Annotated in this window: 13 protein-coding genes and 1 tRNA gene; 10 read left to right on the top strand and 4 right to left on the bottom strand. The window is 68.0% G+C overall.

Translation table 11 applies throughout. The features are described 5' to 3' along the window. The first annotated feature begins 126 nt into the window (after positions 1-126). The gene (locus ACFQ4G_RS11850; RefSeq protein ID WP_238206538.1) at positions 127-2,427 is read left to right on the top strand and encodes a calcium-binding protein; all 2,301 of its coding nucleotides are present in this window, start codon (positions 127-129) and stop codon (positions 2,425-2,427) included. Positions 2,428-2,502: 75 nt separating this feature from the next. Here the strand turns inward: ACFQ4G_RS11850 and ACFQ4G_RS11845 are convergent, their stop codons facing one another. Continuing rightward, positions 2,503-3,486 (bottom strand): LacI family DNA-binding transcriptional regulator, encoded by a 984-nt coding sequence (locus ACFQ4G_RS11845; RefSeq protein WP_238206539.1) that lies wholly within the window; start codon positions 3,484-3,486, stop codon positions 2,503-2,505. A 165-nt stretch (positions 3,487-3,651) separates the two neighbouring features. On the opposite strand from ACFQ4G_RS11845, the gene ptsP reads away from it, so the two are divergent. The 5 genes from ptsP (at position 3,652) to ACFQ4G_RS11820 (ending at position 11,973) form a co-directional block, all read left to right on the top strand. After that, complete coding sequence (ptsP, locus tag ACFQ4G_RS11840) at positions 3,652-6,192, top strand: phosphoenolpyruvate--protein phosphotransferase (RefSeq protein WP_238206540.1); 2,541 nt, start codon at positions 3,652-3,654, stop codon at positions 6,190-6,192. Then, positions 6,189-7,154, top strand: a complete 966-nt coding sequence (pfkB, locus tag ACFQ4G_RS11835) for a 1-phosphofructokinase (RefSeq protein ID WP_238206541.1) — start codon at positions 6,189-6,191, stop codon at positions 7,152-7,154. The genes ptsP and pfkB overlap by 4 nt, the downstream gene beginning before the upstream one ends. Positions 7,155-7,299: 145 nt before the next feature. Then, positions 7,300-9,006, top strand: a complete 1,707-nt coding sequence (locus ACFQ4G_RS11830; protein ID WP_238206542.1) for a fructose-specific PTS transporter subunit EIIC — start codon at positions 7,300-7,302, stop codon at positions 9,004-9,006. A 73-nt stretch (positions 9,007-9,079) separates the two neighbouring features. Continuing rightward, positions 9,080-10,513: a carbohydrate porin gene (locus ACFQ4G_RS11825; RefSeq protein ID WP_238206543.1), complete on the top strand. Its 1,434-nt coding sequence runs from the start codon at positions 9,080-9,082 to the stop codon at positions 10,511-10,513. A 224-nt stretch (positions 10,514-10,737) separates the two neighbouring features. Then, entirely contained in the window at positions 10,738-11,973 is a 1,236-nt protein-coding gene (locus ACFQ4G_RS11820; RefSeq protein WP_238206544.1) for a GGDEF domain-containing protein, read from the top strand. A 104-nt stretch (positions 11,974-12,077) separates the two neighbouring features. Here ACFQ4G_RS11820 and ACFQ4G_RS11815 read toward each other — a convergent pair. Then, positions 12,078-12,153: transfer RNA gene (locus ACFQ4G_RS11815), tRNA-Thr, on the bottom strand. Positions 12,154-12,373: 220 nt separating this feature from the next. On the opposite strand from ACFQ4G_RS11815, the gene ACFQ4G_RS11810 reads away from it, so the two are divergent. The 3 genes from ACFQ4G_RS11810 to ACFQ4G_RS11800 all read left to right on the top strand — a co-directional run bounded on the left by ACFQ4G_RS11810 (position 12,374) and on the right by ACFQ4G_RS11800 (position 14,021). Then, positions 12,374-12,841 (top strand): tellurite resistance TerB family protein, encoded by a 468-nt coding sequence (locus tag ACFQ4G_RS11810; protein ID WP_238206546.1) that lies wholly within the window; start codon positions 12,374-12,376, stop codon positions 12,839-12,841. Between the two features lie 71 nt (positions 12,842-12,912). After that, positions 12,913-13,308, top strand: a complete 396-nt coding sequence (locus ACFQ4G_RS11805) for a CidA/LrgA family protein (protein ID WP_238206549.1) — start codon at positions 12,913-12,915, stop codon at positions 13,306-13,308. Continuing rightward, positions 13,305-14,021: an LrgB family protein gene (locus ACFQ4G_RS11800; protein WP_238206551.1), complete on the top strand. Its 717-nt coding sequence runs from the start codon at positions 13,305-13,307 to the stop codon at positions 14,019-14,021. The genes ACFQ4G_RS11805 and ACFQ4G_RS11800 overlap by 4 nt, the downstream gene beginning before the upstream one ends. A gap of 36 nt (positions 14,022-14,057) precedes the next feature. Here ACFQ4G_RS11800 and ACFQ4G_RS11795 read toward each other — a convergent pair whose 3' ends face one another. Further along, positions 14,058-16,169 carry an ABC transporter ATP-binding protein/permease gene (locus ACFQ4G_RS11795; RefSeq protein ID WP_238206553.1) on the bottom strand — a complete coding sequence of 704 codons (2,112 nt, stop codon included), beginning with the start codon at positions 16,167-16,169 and terminating at the stop codon, positions 14,058-14,060. A 129-nt stretch (positions 16,170-16,298) separates the two neighbouring features. Beyond that, positions 16,299-16,595, bottom strand: coding sequence for a hypothetical protein (locus ACFQ4G_RS11790; protein WP_238206555.1), 297 nt, complete (start codon positions 16,593-16,595; stop codon positions 16,299-16,301). Positions 16,596-16,886: 291 nt separating this feature from the next. On the opposite strand from ACFQ4G_RS11790, the gene ACFQ4G_RS11785 reads away from it, so the two are divergent. Continuing rightward, entirely contained in the window at positions 16,887-17,627 is a 741-nt protein-coding gene (locus ACFQ4G_RS11785) for a hypothetical protein (protein ID WP_238206557.1), read from the top strand. Positions 17,628-18,112 lie beyond the last annotated feature (485 nt).

Genomic DNA, 18,112 nt, shown 5'->3' with positions numbered 1-18,112 from the left:
GCGCCATCTCGTGCAAGGGTTGTATAAATGTCACCCGATCGAGCGGAAGCGGATCGTCGGCGCTGGCCCGTTGCAAGTCGTCAATCCGCCTTTTAGCAGGATTGCGGAAGGTGCCGGGAGCGGATGATGACGTTGAGCTTGGTGAATGTCGGCAATCCGATCTCGCTCGACGAATCCGGCAGGGAAACAAGTATTCACGAAGTCGTCCCCGGCAAGAACGGTGGATTTTCCGTCCTGTTTGCCTCTTCCGTGAAAATCCCGACGGATTGGGGATACGCGCGCGAGACATCGTTCAAATCCGCTACGTTCGATGCTGCGGGTGTGCGGCTCGGACAGACGCGGGATTACGGGAATTCGTTTCTCGACAACAAGCATTTGAGCAAGAACGGCGTCTTGGTCGGCTCGAACGATCTGAGCGAGCACGATTACGACTTTCGCACCGGCACGTACACGCAAAGCGGGAAGGTGCAACTCGGACTGGTCACCGATGGCGGGAGCGAGCGGGCCTTCTACACGACCAAGCTCGCGGCCCTGAACGAGAGCGCCACCACCTACGCACAATACGAGTACAGCGTCGGATATGCCGCTGACGGCACGATCGCCCTCGCCCATCTGGCGAAGGGCAGCAGCGGCGTCTACCGCACCGTCGACATCCTCGACGCGAACCGCAAGTTCGTGGCCTCCGCCATCGTCGACCGCGACATGACGGGAGACCAGGCGGGGTCGACACGGGTTCTCGCCCTCTCCGACGGACGCTACCTCGCGACCTGGGTCCAGGCGATGGAGGACGGTTCGGACGTGGTGGCACGGCTGGTGACGGGGGCCGGCAAGGCCATCGGCTCCACCTTCGTCATCGGGCACGTGGACGACTTGGCTCCGCCCGGTGCGCCGAGGGTCCGATACGATGTCAAAGCCCTCGCCGGCGGGAGTTTCTCGGTCGATTTCCGCGGCACCGAAACCCTACCTAGCACCACGAGCACCCTCTCTTCGGAAGCCGATTCGGTCATCTGGAATCCCGGTCGCGGATCGTCGTTCACGGCCGGCTCGGGATTTCGCTCACACGACGATCTGGACAATGCCAGGGTCGAAGACGTCGTCGGTCTCTCGAACGGTCAGATCCTGGAACTCGTTCGTGAACGCTCCGACTTGGCCGGCGACCTGTCGATCGCGACCCTCCACGGCTACTTCTACGACGCGAACGGCACCTATACAGGCGAGCACGTCGAGTTCTATTCGCAGATGCAGACGGATCATGTCTGGGACGCCGGTGCATCCGCCTATGCTCTGTCGAACGGCGGCTTCGCTCTCCGGAAATCGACCTCTCTCATGAACGATGGTTTTCCGGACGTTGTCGATGATACGCAAATCTACGCGCTCTCGAATGCCAAGGCGGTCGCCATCAAGGGGGCGACGTCCGGCAGCGACATCGTGAAGGGATCGGCCACGAGCGACGTCGCCGAGGTCATTTCCGGTCTCGCCGGTAACGACAAGCTCTTCGGTTACGGCGGCAACGACCGGCTCGTGGGACATGACGGCCGCGATACCCTCGACGGCGGCAAGGGCGCGGACCGGATGCAGGGGGGCGCCGGCAGCGACATCTACGTCGTGGACCATTTCGGCGACGTGGTCATCGAGGGGCGCGACCAGGGCACCGACCTCGTCCTGTCCTCGGTGAGCACGGGCCTGTCCGCCAATGTCGAGAACCTGAGGCTCACGGGCACGGACGATACCTATGGCCTAGGCAACCGCCTATCGAACCTGATCGAGGGCAATTCCGGCGACAACTGGCTCGATGGAACCGGTGGCAACGACATCCTGAAGGGCCGTGCCGGCGACGACGTCTATTTCGTCCGCAGCGCGAAGGACCGGGTGATCGAAGCGCGCGGAGAGGGGACCGATACGGTCTATGCCCGGAGCGACTTCAAGCTGGCCGACGGACAATCCATCGAGTTCCTGCGGGTGGACGAAGGCACCACGGAATCGGGAAAGATTCTGCCTGAACGGATCAGCCTGACCGGAAACGAGTTGAGCAACACGATCGAGGGAGGCGGCGGCCACAGCATCCTCAATGGAGGGCTCGGCAGCGACACGCTGATCGGCGGACGGTCCGGCGGTACGACCCAGTTCGTCTTCGACACCAAACTCGGCTCCACCAACGTGGACCAGATCGAAGATTTTTCGCGCAACACGGACCAGATCGTTCTGGAAAACGCGATCTTCAAAGGTCTCGGCGCGGGAACGCTGAAGATGGAAGCCTTCAAGAACCTGTCCTACGGCGAAATCGACAGTAACGATCGCATCCTCTATGACGGGTATACCGGTTCTCTCTATTACGATTCTGACGGGAGCGGTTCGGCAAAAGCCGTCCTCTTCGCCGTGCTGGAGAACCAGTCGGCGCTGTACAGCAGTCATTTCCTGATCACGTGAAAGCTCCGTGGCGATCGGCCGATAGGGTGCCCGGCCCCTGCCGCCCTAGGGCCGGGCCTCATCGATCCCGGCTTCTCACCCCCGCTGCGACGAGCCCCGCACCACCAGCCGTCCGCTCAAAGTGACCTTGCGGATCGGCTGGTCCGGTGCCTTCAGGCGGTCGAACAGGAGCGACATGGCCTGGGCGCCGATCTCGGCGACGGGCTGCTCGATCACCGTGAGGCCGGGCTCGACGAGGTCGGTCCAGGCATCGTTGTCGAACCCGGCGAGGCCGAGATCGTCCGGCACGCCGAGCCCCGCCGACCGGGCCGCGCGCACGGCGCCCATCAGCATCAGACCGTTGGAAAGGACCAGCGCGTCGGGAGGCGTCGCTTCCGATAGCCATCCGCCGACGCAGAGTTCGGCGGCGGCGGCGTTGGGCGGGGCCGAGCGCATGTCGGGAACGAGGCCCGCGCGCCGGATCGCCGTCTCGTAGCCCGCCCGGCGTTCCTGCGCGGTGGAGCTCGTGGAGCCGAACAACCCGCCGATCCGCCGGTAGCCGCAGGCGATCAGGTGGTCCACGAGGAGGGAGGCGGCGGCCGCGTTGTCGAGGACGACGCTGTCATGGGTGCCGGGCGGGCCGGTCCGGTCGATGAAGACGACGGGGACGTCGAGGTCGCGGGCGGCGAGTTTCTCCGCCGTGATCCGCGTCGGCGCGAAGATCACGCCGGTGACGCGCTCCTCCTCCATCAGCCGGAGATACATCGCCTCGCGGTCGGGATCCTCGTCGGTGTTGCACAGGATCAGCCGCATGCCGGCGGCATAGGCCGCATCCTCCACCGCCCGGCTCACCGCCGTGAAGAACGGGTTGCGGATGTCGGCGACGATCAGTCCGATCGTCTGGGTCGATTGCGAGCGCAGGCGCCGCGCCGAGAGGTTCGGGCGGTAGCCGGTCCGGCGTACCGCCTCCTCGACCTGGCGCTTCAGCGCCTCGCTGACCGGGCCGCGGCCGAGGGCGCGGGACACCGTCGCGGTCGAGACACCCGCTGCGCGGGCGACATCGCGAATGCCGATCGTCATGACATCGGGCTCATCGGAGAGGAAACGTTTTCACCAACATGGCGCCTTTCTGTCACTCGTCCGACCGAGCGGCAAGGGATTTTCCTGAACTATTTCGCCGACGTTCGTTGACAGACTTTGTGAAAACGTTTTCATTGCGGCCAACGAAAACACGGAGGGCACGCCATGCTCGCACCGACGCCGATCCTGACACCCCGATTGCTGATCCGTCTCGGCGCAACGCCCGCGACCAAGGAGGATGCGATCCGCGAAGCGTCGCAGCTCCTTGCCGCCTCCGGCTGCATCGATGCGGCCTACGGCGCGAGCATGCTGCGCCGGGAGACGGTGGCGAACACCTATCTCGGCCACGGCGTGGTCATTCCCCACGGCATGGTCGACGACCGCCACCTGGTGCGCGAGAGCGGGCTGGCGATCCTGCAGGTGCCGGGCGGCGTCGAATGGCACGACGGCCAGATCGCCCATCTCGTGGTCGCCATCGCGGCGCAGTCGGACACCCACATCACCATCCTGCGCCGGCTCACGCGGCTGATCCAGGACGAGGCGCGCCTCGCCACCCTGCGGCACACGAGCGCCAAGGAAGACATCGCGGCGGCCCTCTCCGAGGACGCGCCCGCCTCGGGCTCGGCAGGCCCCGCCGCCGACCTGCGCCAGCGCTTCGACTGGACGGTGGATTACCCCACCGGCCTGCATGCCCGGCCGGCCTCGTACTGGGTCGAGGTGGCCCGGCTCTGCCCGGCCCGCATCCAGGTCCGGCACGGATCGGAAGTCGCCGACGCCAAGAACCTCATCGCCCTGCTCCAGCTCGGCCTGCGCTGCGGCGACGAGGTGACGATCTCGGCGGAGGGCGACGACGAGGCCGGCGCGCTGGCCAGGGTCTGCGCCGCGGTGACCTCGCTGAGCGCCGGCGAGAAGGCCTCCGCCAGGGCCGCCGAGGACGCCGCCGCCAAGGCGGCCGGGCCGGTCGCCGGCTGGAACCCGTCCGATTCGCCGCGCAGCATCGCGGGGATCGGTGCGAGCCCCGGCATCAGCATCGGCCCGATCCACGTGCTCGCCACCGCCGAGATCGCGGTGCCGGACCAGCCGGAGCCGCTCACCACGGGAGGAGACCGCCTGCATGCGGCGCTGGCCACCACCGGCGGCCAATTGAGGGCGCTCGCCGACGATACCGAGCGCCGCCTCGGCAAGGCCGATGCCGGCATCTTCCGGGCGCAGGGCGACCTCATCGCCGATACCGATCTGATCACGCTCGCCTGCCAGCTCATGGTCGAGGGCCACGGCGTCGCTTTCGCCTGGAACGCGGCGGTGGAGCGCATGGCCGGACGGCTCTCGGCGCTCGGCAACCCGGTTCTGGCCGCCCGCGCCGCCGACCTGCGCGATGTCGGACGGCGGGTGCTGGCGCAGATCGACCCCTCCCTCAAGAGCGGCCACGACCTGCCCGACGTGCCCTGCATCCTCATCGCCGCCGATCTCGCGCCCTCCGACACGGCCGGGCTCGATCCGTCCCGCGTCATCGGCCTCGCCACGGCGCAGGGCGGCCCGACCTCGCATACGGCGATCCTCGCCCGCACCCTCGGCATTCCGGCGATGGTGGCGGGCGGGCCGGCGCTGATGGCCCTGCAGAACCACGGATCGGCCATCCTCGACGGCAGTACCGGCCGGCTCTACCTCGATCCGAGCGAGGCCGACCTCGCCTCGGCCCGCGACTGGCGCGACCGGCAGCGCGCCATCGCCGAGGAGGAAGCGCGCGAGCGTGCGCTCCCCGCCCGCACCGGCGACGGGCATTCCGTCGCCATCGGCGGCAACGTCAACAATCCCGATCAGGTGCCGCTGGCCCTCGACCAGGGCGCGGAAGGCGTCGGCCTCATGCGCACCGAGTTCCTGTTCCTCGAGCGCGGCGACACCCCCTCCGAGGACGACCAATACGCCACCTACCGCGCCATGCTGCGCGCCCTTGAGGGCCGTCCGCTGATCGTGCGGGCGCTGGATATCGGCGGCGACAAGCAGGTGGCGCATCTCCACCTCCCCAAGGAGGAGAATCCCTTCCTCGGCGTGCGCGGCGCCCGCCTTCTGCTGCGTCGGCCGGACCTGATGGAGCCGCAGCTGCGCGCCCTCTACCGCGCCGCCAGGGACGGGATCGCGCCCGATGCGCCCAGGGGCAAGGACGCCCCGCTCTCGATCATGTTCCCGATGATCACCTCGATCCCCGAGATCACGACCCTGCGCGCGCATTGCGATCGGATCCGCGCCGAGCTCGATGCGCCGGACTTGCCCATCGGCATCATGATCGAGGTGCCGGCCGCCGCGATCCAGGCCGATGCCCTGGCGAAATACTGCGACTTCTTCTCCATCGGCACCAACGACCTGACCCAGTACGCCCTGGCGATCGACCGCCAGAACACCGAACTCGCGCCCGAGGCCGACAGCCTGCACCCGGCCGTGCTGCGTCTGATCCGCATGACCTGCGAGGGCGCGGCGCGGCACCAGCGCTGGGTCGGCGTCTGCGGCGGCATCGCCGGTGATCCGTTCGGGGCGAGCCTCCTCGCCGGCCTCGGCGTCCACGAACTCTCGATGACGCCCCGCGACGTCCCCGCCGTGAAGGCGCGGCTCCGGGCGTCGGAGATGAGCGAGTTGCGCGCGCTGGCCGCCAGGGCCTGCGACCAGGAAGACGCCGCCGCCGTGCGCGCCCTCGAAGGAGCCGCGGCATGAGCGCTATCGTCACCGTCACCCTCAACCCGGCCATCGACCAGACCGTGACCCTCGACGCGCTGACGCCCGGCCAGGTCCATCGGGCGCGCGGCGTGCGCTCGGATGCGGGCGGCAAGGGCGTCAACGTCGCCTCCTGCCTCGCCGATTGGGGCTTGAAGGTCTCGGCCACCGGCATTCTCGGCTCGGACAACGCCACCCCGTTCGAGGCCCTGTTCGCCCGAAAGGGGGTCGACGACCGCTTTGCCTGGATTCCGGGCGAGACCCGCACCAACCTGAAGCTCCTCGCTGCCGCCACCGGCGACACCACGGACATCAACCTTCCCGGTCTCGCCGCGACTCCGGGCGCCCTCGACACCGTCCGGGCCGTCCTGCGCCAGGTCGCGACGGAGGGCAGCCTCGTCGTCCTCGCCGGCAGCCTGCCGGGGGGGCTCGGCGTCGAGACCTACGCGACGCTGACGCAACTTCTGAAGGCGCGCGCCGTCCGCGTGGTCCTCGACGTCTCCGGGCCGGCCCTGACAGCGGCCCTCGCGTCCAGGAGCCTGCCCGAGGCGATCAAGCCCAACCGCCAGGAACTCGCGGAATGGGCCGGCCGGCCCCTCGACACCCTCGCGGAGGTCGTCGCCACGGCGCGCGGCCTGACCGCACGGGGCATCCCCCTCGTCGTCGTCTCGCTGGGAGGGGAGGGCGCGCTCTTCGTCACGCGGGACGAGGCGCTCCACGCCCATCCGCCGCCGACCCAGGTGTCGAGCACCGTGGGGGCGGGGGATGCCCTGGTGGCGGGCCTCGTCGCCGGGCTCCATGCGGGTCTGCCCCTGGCCGAGACCGCCCGGCTCGCCCTCGCCTTCGCCGCCGGCAAGCTCACGCAGCCCGGCGCCAATCTCCCGAGCCGGGGGACCATCCTCGCCATCGTCGAGACCGTGCGGGTGGAGACCATAGACGTCCCACCCCGAACCTCGTCCTGAGGTGCTGCGAAGCAGCCTCGAAGGAGGGCTCCAGAGATCGCAGAGCGAGCTGGCCTCCTCCTTCGAGGCCTCCGCTTCGCTCCGTCGCCTCGGGACGAGGCGGCTGGAACGACCGAAACACAAAGACAGACAGGCGGACGAAACCATGGCTCAGTTGTTGGCCGTCGTCGGAGGCGGGGATCTCGGCACCCATGCGGTGCTGGCGGGCGAGGCCCTGCGCAAGGCCGCCACCCGCCTCGGACAGGCCCTCGACCTCGAACTCCGGGGCAAGGGCGTCGGCGGCAATCCGCTGGCCGAATCCGCCATCGCCCGGGGCGATTCCGTCCTGCTGATCGGGGAGGGCGATCTCGGGGAGGATCGCTTCGGCACCATGCGCCGCGCCAGGATCGCCATCGACGACGTGCTCACCGACGCCCATTCGGTGCTCGACCGTTTCCTGGCGGGAAGCGACACCGCGCCGGAGGAGGGCGGCAGGAAGCGGATCGTCGCGATCACCTCCTGTCCCACCGGCATCGCCCATACCTTCATGGCCGCCGAGGGCATCCAGGCCGCGGCGCAGGCGCTGGGCCACGAGGTGAGGGTGGAGACGCAAGGGTCGGTCGGCGCCCGCGACGCGCTCACCGCCGCCGAGATCGCCGCCGCCGACATCGTCCTCATCGCCGCCGATACCGGCGTCGACCGCGCGCGTTTTGCCGGCAAGCGGCTCTACGCCACCAGCACCAAGGCGGCGATCCGCGACGGCAAGGGGCTCATCGCCACCGCACTGGCCGAGGCGCAGGTGCAGGCGACGGATGCCGCGAAGGACGACGGCCCGGCCCGGCCAGCCGCCGCCGAGAACAGGCCCGGCGCCTACAAGCACCTGATGACCGGCGTCTCCTTCATGCTGCCCTTCGTGGTGGCGGGCGGCCTCCTCATCGCGCTCGCCTTCGCCTTCGGCGGCATCGACGCGATGAAGCCGGAGAATGCCGGCACCTTCGGCTACGCGCTGGGCGAGATCGGCGCCAAGGCCGCCTTCGCCCTGATCGTCCCGGCTCTGGCCGGTTACATCGCCTATTCCATCGCCGACCGGCCCGGCATCGCGCCGGGCATGATCGGCGGGATGCTGGCGGCCAATCTCCAGGCGGGCTTCCTCGGCGGCATCGCGGCGGGTTTCATCGCCGGATACGCGACGCGCTTCCTCAACCGGCACATCACGCTTCACAGGAATCTGGAGGGCCTGAAGCCGGTCCTGATCCTGCCGCTGCTGGCCACCACCATCACCGGCCTGATGATGATCTACGTGGTGGGCGTGCCCGTCGCCGCGATCCTCGCCGGTCTCACCGACTGGCTGAAGGGCATGCAGGGCGCCAGCGCCCTCGTCCTCGGTCTCGTCCTCGGCGGGATGATGGCGGTGGATATGGGCGGCCCGATCAACAAGGCCGCCTATGCTTCGGCCGCCGCTCTGCTCTCTTCCGGCGTCGATGCGCCGATGGCGGCGGTGATGCTCGGCGGCATGACCCCGCCGCTCGGGATCGCCCTCGCCACCCGCCTGTTCCCGAACCGCTTCTCGAAGCCGGAGCGCGAAGCGGGCGGCGCGGCGGCGGTGCTCGGCGCCGCCTTCATCACGGAGGGCGCGATCCCCTTCGCGGCGGCCGACCCGCTCCGGGTGATCCCCTCCATGGTGGCGGGCTCGGCGGTGGCCGGGGCCATCGCGCTCAGCGCTGGCGTGACCCTGAAGGTCCCCCATGGCGGCCTGTTCGTCCTGCCGATCCCCAATGCCGTCACCAACCCGCCCTGGGCGGTGATCGCCCTCGTCGCCGGGACGATCGTCACCGGCCTGATGGTCGGCCTGCTGAAGAAGCGGACGGCCTGAAGGGACGCGCACCATCATGGCCGGCACCGAGACCGGACCGGCGACAGAATCGGACTCATCGAGGGGGCACAGGATGAAAGCAGGATCGACGATACTCGCCGCGCTCGCGCTCTGCGCGGCGACGGCGTCCGGGGCCCTCGCGCAGACGGCGCCGCGCGGCGCGAGGGCCGGCCAGCAGGACGGACAGGGCTTTGCCGGCGCGGATACCGCCGCGGGCGCCGCCGACAGTCTCGGCCAGACCGCGACGCCGCCGACGGTGTCGGCCGGAACCTTCGATCTCGGCAACGGCCTCAGCTTCCTGATGAACTATACCGGACAGGCCGCCGCGAACCCGATCGGCGGCATCCGCCAGGGCTCGGCCTATGCCGGCCAGCTCTTCTTCGGCATCGACGGCGACCTCGAGCGCCTCGCCGGGATCGAGGGCGGCTCGTTCCACATCGCGGTCACCAACCGCCACGGCCGCAATCTCGCCGACGATGCCATCGGCAACAACACCTCGGTGCAGGAGATCTTCGGCGGCGGGCAGACGACGCGGCTGACGCTGCTCAGCTATCAGCAGAAGCTGTTCGACAACCGGGTCGACATGGAGTTCGGACGCCTCGTCGCCAACATCGCCTTCCTCAACTCGCCGATCTACTGCAATTTCCAGACGAATTCCGCCTGCGGAAACCCGACCTTCGTCTTCAAGACCTCGAACTTCACCTTCTGGCCGGTGGCGAGCTGGGGCGCCCATGCCAAGGCCTGGCTCACCGACAAGGTCTTCCTGCATGGCGGCGTCTACGAGGTGAACCCGCTGCACCAGCAGCCCGGCGATAACGGCCTCGACTTCTCCACGAAGGGCGCCACGGGCGCGATCATGCCGTTCGAACTCGGCTATTCCACCACCTTCGCCAACGACCTCCTGCCGCGCAATTACGGCATCGGCGGCTGGTACGACGCCTCCGACTATGCCGATCCGACCCGCGACGTCACCGGCCGGCCCGCGGTGCTCACCGGACTGCCCCTCGGCACGCGGTTCGGACGCTCGGGCGTCTACGCCCGGTTCGACCAGATGATCTGGCGGCCCGACCCCACCGCGCCCCAGGGACTGACCCTGTTCGGTGTCGCCATGGCCGGCACGTCGGGGCGCCTCAACGAGGATTACTTCCTCGAGATCGGCGCGCTCCAGACCGGCACCTTCGCCGGACGCCCTTTCGATACGGTGGGCTTCGTCGTCAATACCCAGAAGTTCAGCGACCTCGCCCTGCAGAACATTCAGCTCGCGCAAGCCTCGCTTGGGATCGACCGCAAGCTTCCGACCCAGCAGGTGATGATGGAACTCAATTACGGCATCCAGGTCACGCCGGCGATCCGCCTGACACCGAACCTGCAATACATCGTCAACCCGGACCAGACCCGGTTTCCATACTATCGCAAGAACATCCCCGATGCATTCGTCGTCGGCGCGAAGCTTTCGGTGGACCTGTTCACCCTTGCCGGTCTGGCGAAAGGACCGGGCTCGAACTGATCCGCCTTCGCGAAGCCAATCGGCTTCCCGGCCGGGGCCGGAATTGCCTCGGATGGACGCGGATTGCGATGTCTCGTCGAAGCCGTACCGGCGACGACGATCCGTTTACGGTGCTCTAACCCTATTCCGGCATGAATTTGTTCGCGTGACTCCGATCGCTTGGGTCGATTCACCAGTCGATCCACCGTCAGGCGGGTCGATGCGACGTGCCGGAGCAACCTGACGTGGCGCCTTCTCCCATCGAGGTCGGACTGAGCCGACCGTGGCATACGCTCCGGCTGCCGCACGCGCTCGAGGCCAGATTCCATGCGGAAGAGGTGCCGCCGCGCGGCCTCTACATGCAGTCCTGGCTGCTGATCTTCATCGTCTTCAACATCATCTCCCTGAAGATCGATCTCGACCTGTTCGGTCGCGAGGCCATGGCCGTGCCCGCCGGCCTGACCGTCGGCGTGTTCATTCCCCTCGCGCTGGTCTGGATCGTGGCACTGCACGGGCATCCCTCCGCGCGTCGGCAGGCCATCGCGGCGGCGGTCACGTCGCTGGCGGACATGGCGATCGTCCTGAACAGTTCGCGGATCGCGCCGCATGAGCATGCCGACACCTACCTGATCCTCGCCGCCATCGTCCCGCTCGTGGTCGGGATGATCGCGCCGCTCTCGTTCCGGGACAGCCTGTGGTTCTGCGGGATCGCCTTCCTGGCCTATGTCGGCTTCATCGTCGCATCCGGGCTCGGGGCCGAGGGACATACCGGCGTGCCGCTGCTGGTGGCAGCCCTCATCCTGGTGCCGATCAAGCTCACCTATTCGCGCGAATGGGACAGGAAGAAGAGTTTCCTCCTCGGCCTGCGCGAGAAGGAGCAGGCCGAGGAACTGGCGCGCGCCTGCGCCCGCCTCACCATCCTGTCCGAGACCGACCCGCTCACCGGCGTCGCGAACCGCCGCCTCTTCACCGAGCGCCTGGACGAGCGCTGGGAAGTCGCCGCGGTGCGGCAGGAATGGTTCGGCGTACTCCTCGTCGATATCGATCATTTCAAGCGTCTCAACGACACCGCCGGCCATGCCGAGGGCGATGGTTGCCTCGTGAGCGTCGCCGATGCGCTGAAGCGCGATCTCGCGCGGTGGGGAGGCCTGGTCTGCCGCTATGGCGGCGAGGAATTCGCGGCCTTCGTGCCGCTGACCACGCCGGAGACGATCCGCGATGTGGGCGAGAGCCTGCGGCTGGCGGTGGCGGATCTCGCCATCGGACATCCCGGCCTGCCCCAGGGCGGTGTCGTCACCGTCAGCGTCGGGGTGACCGCGGCACATGGCGCGAATCGGCATGCCGGCCTGCGCGCCCTGCACCTGCTGCGAACCGCCGACGAGGCGCTCTATGCCGCGAAGTCAGCGGGCCGCAATCGCGTCGAAGCCCGAAACGCCCTCACGGCGGCGAACCTCGCCGTGATGACCGACCACGCGGCGTGATCCGCCTCGTCGAAGCATAGGCCTCGACAGCGTGCCGGGACGGGTTGGCCGATCGGTCGCCTCGTTGCGACTGGCCGTCGAAATAAGGAATTTTCGGAAGGAAGTGGTGCCGCAAGAGGGATTCGAACCCCCGACCCCCTCATTACGAATGAGGTGCTCTACCAGCTGAGCTATTGCGGCGAGATCCATGGTGTGACGGCGGGTGGCGCGTCGGATCGTTGCGGGTTCATATCCGCAGGCTCGGCCGAAGGCAAGGCAGCAGGTCTTCTCTTCGAGAACGGGCATCGTCCGTGTGATGCAGCCGTGCCACGCATCCGGTCCGCGCGGCTCCGGGCGGTCCATCTGCCTTGACGCGAACCGGCGCGGCTTCGAAGGCTGGCCGCGCGTATCAGGAACCATCATGTCGCTCATCGCCCGCCTGCGTGCCTATGCCGCCGATGCCTTCGGCCTGTCCGCCGGCCAGGAGGAATCCGAGGCCGTGGACGAGCGGCTGGCGGCGATCGCCCTCCTCGTCCACGTGGCTCGGGTGGACGGTGTGCTCGATGCGGCGGAATCCGAGCGCCTGTGCCGCCTCGTCGAGGGACGCTATGCCGGCACCCGCGAGGAGGCCGAGGCCCTGATCGCCCGCGCGGCCACCGTCGATGCGCAGACCCGCGACATGGCTCTCCTCGTCGAGATGATGGGCCATGAATTCGGCGAGACCGAGCGGGCACGCCTGCTCTCGATGGCCTGGTCGGTGGCCGGCGCCGATGGCACGGTTCATGAATTCGAGGAGGCGCTGGTCTGGCGGCTCGGTCGCCTGCTCCGCTTCGACGATACGGCGATCCGGCTCGCGAGAGCGGGCGCCGATGCCGGGGCGGTCTCTTAGGGCGGGATGCGGCCGGCGACCCTCGGTTCGGGTCGTGATGCGGGATCGGGTGAATCGGGGACCGGCGCGCGATGATCGTCAGCTTCACGCTGATCCTCCTGGCACAGCTCGTCGGCGAGGCGATGGCGAAGGCGTCGGGCCTTCCGGTTCCCGGCCCGGTCGTCGGGATGGCGCTGCTGCTGCTGTTCCTGGTGCTGCGGGACCGGGCGCCCCGTCGCGCGGAGCGCATCCTCCCGCCGCCCCTCGTCGACGGCAATCTGGAGCGCTCCGGCAAGGGGCTTCTCGCCAATCTCTCGCTGATGTTCATCCCGGCCGGTGCGGGGATCGTCGGACGGCTCGACGTGCTCGAGGCGCATGGCGTGGCGCTCGCCTGCGTCGTCGTGGTCTCGACCCTCGCGACCCTGACCGCGACCGCGCTCACCTTCGTGGCCGTGAAGCGCTGGGTCGCCCCGGGGGATCGGCCATGACCGGAGACTTCGCCCTCTGGGTCTATCTCTCGCGCACGCCGCTGCTGTGGCTGACCGTGACCCTGATGGTCTATGCCGTGGCCGACCGTATCGCCACGGCGACGAACCGGCATCCCCTGGCCAACCCCGTCGTCGTCGCCATCATCCTGATGGCCTGCGTGCTGAAGCTCACGGGGACGCCCTACCCGACCTATTTCGAGGGCGCGCAATTCGTCCACTTTTTGCTCGGGCCGGCCACCGTCGCCCTGGCGATTCCCCTCTACGAGTATCGCGCCACGGTGATCCGCTCGCTGGCGCCGATGCTGGCGGCCCTCGTCGTCGGCTCGGTGGTGGCGCTGATCTCGGCGATCACCCTGGGGAGTGCCTTCGGCATCCCGCACGACGTCATCGTCGCGCTGGTACCGAAATCGGTGACCACCGGCGTCGCCATGGGCATCGCCCAGAATCTCGGCGGCGATCCGACCCTGGCCGCCGTGCTGGTGATGCTCACCGGCATGACCGGCGGCATCCTGGTCACCCCGCTCATGAACCTGCTCCGCATCCGCGACATGCGGGCGCGGGGCTTCGCGGCGGGCCTCGCGGCCCACGGGGTCGGCACCGCGCGGGCGTTCCAGGTCAACGAGGTCGCCGGTGCCTTCGCCGGCATCGCGCTCGGCCTCAACGCCTTCATCACCGCGATCCTGGCGCCGCTCGCGGTGACGTTCCTGCGCTGACGAACGCCGCTTCGCTCATTCCGCCGCCGCCGGCCTTTATTCCGCCGCCGCCGGCTTGGGCAGGTCGGTCGGTGTGAAGCGCCCGTCATTGCCCGGCTTCATGTCGATGCGCTTGTCGTGGAGGGCGTGCAGGGTCGAGCGGTGGCCGATGGAGACGATGGTGGTGCCGGGCAGCCGCTCGCGCAGCATGCGGTAGATCCCGGCCTCGCTCGGTTCGTCGAGGGCGGCGGTCGATTCGTCGAGGAACAGCCAGGCGGGCTTGGCCAGGACGGCACGGGCGAGGGCGAGGCGCTGCTGCTCGCCGCCCGACAGGCGCTGGTCCCAGGCATCGACCTCGTCGAGGCGGTCGGCCAGTTGCGGAAGCTGCGCCGCGATCAGGGCCTCGCGGATCGCCTCGTCGGTGAACTGGTCGGTGGTGTTCGGATAGACCACCGCACCGCGCAGGGTGCCGAGGGGGATGTAGGGCCGCTGCGGCAGCACCAGCGCCGACTGGCCTTCCGGCACGTCGACCCGGCCCTTGCCGAAGGGCCAGATGCCGGCGATCGCCCGGAACAGGGTCGACTTGCCCGAGCCGGACGGCCCGGTGAGCAGGGTCGCGGCGCCCTTGGTCAGGGCCAGCCTGTCGGCGGCGACGATCTCGCGGCCGTCGGGCAGAGCGAGGGTCAGCCCGGACGCGGTCACGTCGGACTGGCTCTGGCTGCCCTGGACGAGGCCGTATCCCGCTTCCGACAGGGCCTCGGCCTTCGTCATCGCCCGCTTGAAGGAGGTCAGACGGTTGGTGTTGGCGCGGTACGACGCGATGGTGGTGTAGGAATCGATGAAGAACGACAGCGAGCCCTGGACGCTGCTGAAGGCATTCGCCGTCTGCTGGAACTGGCCCAGCGTGATCTTCTTCAGGAAGTAGGACGGCGCGGCCAGGATATAGGGAAACACCACGCTGATCTGGTTGTACGACAGGGTGAAGCTGCCGATCTTGATCCGCCGGTAGATGATCGCGAGGTAGTTGCCGATGATCTCGCGGAAGAGTTCACGCAGGCGCAGGGTCTCGGAGCGCTCGCCGCGCAACAGCGCGATCTGCTCGGAATAGACCCTGGTCCGCGCGAGCGAGAAGCGGAAATCGGCCTCCACCTTCTCCTGCCGGAAATCGAGCCCGATGAGCGGGCGGCCGATGAGGTGGGTCAGCCAGGTGCCGACCACCGCGTAGCCGACGACCAGCCAGACCAGGAAGCCGGGCACCACCGTATCGGTGAAGGGCAGGACGAAATCCCGCGACAGCCCCCAGAGAATGACCATGAACGAGACGAGGGTGGCCGCCTGCGAGAGCAGGCGGATCGACAGGCTCGTGGTCTGCTGGATGAAGAGGTTGACGTCGCTCTGGATGCGCTGGTCGGGGTTGTCCGCCGGCTCGTCGGTGAAGGGGATGCGGTAATGGGTGCCGGCATCGAGCCAGCGGCTGTAGAGGCTGCGCGTCAGCCAGGTCCGCCAGCGGATGTGGAGCGAGGCGTCGACGAAGGTGTCGAACATGCCGATGACGACCCAGACCGTGGCCAGGGGAACGAAGATCCAGACCAGCTGATACCAGAAGGCGTCGGCGTTATATTCCTGCAGGGCGTTGAAGAGGTCGCGGTACCAGAAGTTCAGGCGCAGCTGCAGCGCCACCTGGGCGAAGGTGATGAAGATCGACAACGCCACCAGACGCCGTGCGACCCGTCCCTCCGTCGTGCCGAAGAAGCGGAACGGCCCGATCTCGCGGTTCGGCTCCTCGCGCGCGGCGAAGAACGGGTCGGCGATGCGGGTGATCGCGCGGATCGGTTCGAGATGCGAGATTCCGAAGACGATGCCGGCGAAGACCACCGCGCCCGTGGCCGCGAAGGCCGGAGGCAGCAGCGCTGCGAGCGTCTCCGGCAGGAACCCCATCGCAGCCAGTTGCTTGGCGCCGGCCAGGAAGAGGTAGCCGATGCCGTAGACCGAAATGAAGACCTTCAGGTAATCGGAGATCTTGCCCGAGGCGAGCAGGATCGCCGCCATGGCAAAGCCGCTGAGGCTCACGTAGAGCGGTGTCGAGACGCCCGGCAGGATCAGGAGAGCGAGAGCGAAGAGCGCCGTGATGGCGGCCTGCAGGCCGAGGCCTGTCCTGAGTACGGCCACGCGTCTCTCCTCACGTCTGTCGTTGGTTCGTCGCCCGCCGGTGCGAGACCGGACGGTGCGGGCGGCAGTGAAGCCCGCTCATGGCGAGATCGTGGCGGGGCCGGCCGGGTTCAGGACCGTGGAGCCTGATCAGGGCCAGTCCCAGTCGCCGTAATCGGGCTCGCGGCAGCGGTAGCCGACCGGACATTCGATATTGTCGCGGGTCGGCACGAAGCGGAGCTCGGCGATCTCCGTCATGCCGCAGAGGCTGCGGTCGCGGACGAAGCGTTCCGTCTTGCCCGGCTGCCAGGACATCATGGCGGAGCCGTCCCTCTTCACGACGGCCATGGCGTCGGCGCAGGTCATCCGCTGGGTGGAGACGGGTGCTTGAGCACTGGCCGGGACTGCGAAGGCGACGCAGACGGCGATGGCAAGGCGTCTCGTCACGATAGCTCGGCGCACTGACCCGTTTCTCACAAGCTTGAGCATGGCAGTTTTGGTGAAGGACGGGAAGGGCTTGCCGTTCGCTTGCCGTATTCCGGGAGTCTATCCCCTGCTATCGGCCGCGCCGAGACAAAGTAACGACCGGTCTCTTGTATCGAAGACGATGTTGCGAAAGCGCAACGGTGTCGAAACGTCGAACGGGGCGAGGCTGTTACGGGGTGGCGAGGCGTTGACGCCGCCGCTGCGGCTGCGAGGTTCGCTCGGCCATGGTGCTGAGCTCGACGGGAGAGGACGATGGCCGCGGGCATCGAGGGGATGGGAGCCGAGACGATCCACGACGACGCACGGTCGCAGGCGGTCGCCGAACCGCGTCGCGGATCGCGGCGCGCGCTCGTCCTGCCCCTGGCGCTCGCCATGGGCTGGGGCGTGCTTCTCGGCTACAGCACCGTCCTCCTCACCGACGACACGCCGGTTCGCCCGGAAGCCGGGAGCGCGCAGGCGGCCATGAGCGAGCCCGGCCCGTTCGAGAATACGGACGGCGCGTCGCGTCCCAAGCGCAACGGCGCTCCCTGGTCGGATGTGACGACCGCGGCCGGCCTCGAAGGCGGGTCGGTGAGGGATGCGACGGACGGATCGTCCGCTTCTCCGGGCATCCGGACCGTCGCCCTGAAGCAGGAACCCGAGGCGTCACCTCGGATCGACGCCGCCAGCGCCGCGTCGCCGGCCGTCGAACCGGCCGCCTATGTCGGCGTCTGGGGACCCAACGAGATCGCCTGCCGTCGCGGCGCGCGGCGGAAGGGATACATCCCGGCCAGGATCACCGAAAGCGGGGCGCGGGCCGGAAACACGATCTGCACCTTCCGCGACGGACGCCGCATCGGCGCGAGTTCGAGCTGGAGCGTCGCGGCCTCGTGCAGCGATGGCGGACGGCGCTGGTCGTCGCAGGTCAAGCTGCTCGTCGAAGGCTCCCGGCTGACCTGGTCGAGCGCCAGGGGCGACGCCTCCTACATCCGCTGCGGTCGCCGCGCGGGGTGAATCCACACGCGTATGGCAGGACCGTGTGCGCGCTTTGCGGGCCGAGAGATCCGGCGGCCATACGACGAGACGATTTTGTCGTCGTCGCACAGAACCTTCGACTTCGGAGAGTCGCGCAAGTCCGAATCAGTGGCAGAACGATCTCGATCAATTGTCGAGATCGGCCGATTCGTCGATGGGGAGAGGACAAGCCTCCATCGACTCATGCGATCGGCGTTGGATTGTGATTTGATGTTGACATCCATGTCATTGTTTCTAATGAATATTGTCGATTCTTGTTGTGGGGCTTCTCTTCAAGTAAATCCAAGACATCATAATCAGCGTTATTCCATACCCGCCCTATCGGTATGAATTCGTACTGATCTTGCTTTGCACTTGTCACCGAAGACAACAAATTTTGCGTAACAGCGCCTGAGTTGCTGTCGAATGCGCTCTCATTTGCGCTGGTTGCGCAAAAATTTCAGCCCGACATTTGAAATAAAATT

The organism is Methylobacterium marchantiae (assembly GCF_042679825.1).
In the GTDB taxonomy this organism is placed as follows: Bacteria; Pseudomonadota; Alphaproteobacteria; order Rhizobiales; family Beijerinckiaceae; genus Methylobacterium; species Methylobacterium marchantiae.
The sequence above is the reverse complement of the archived record's forward strand: the minus strand, read 5'-3'. Positions and strand labels throughout refer to the sequence as shown.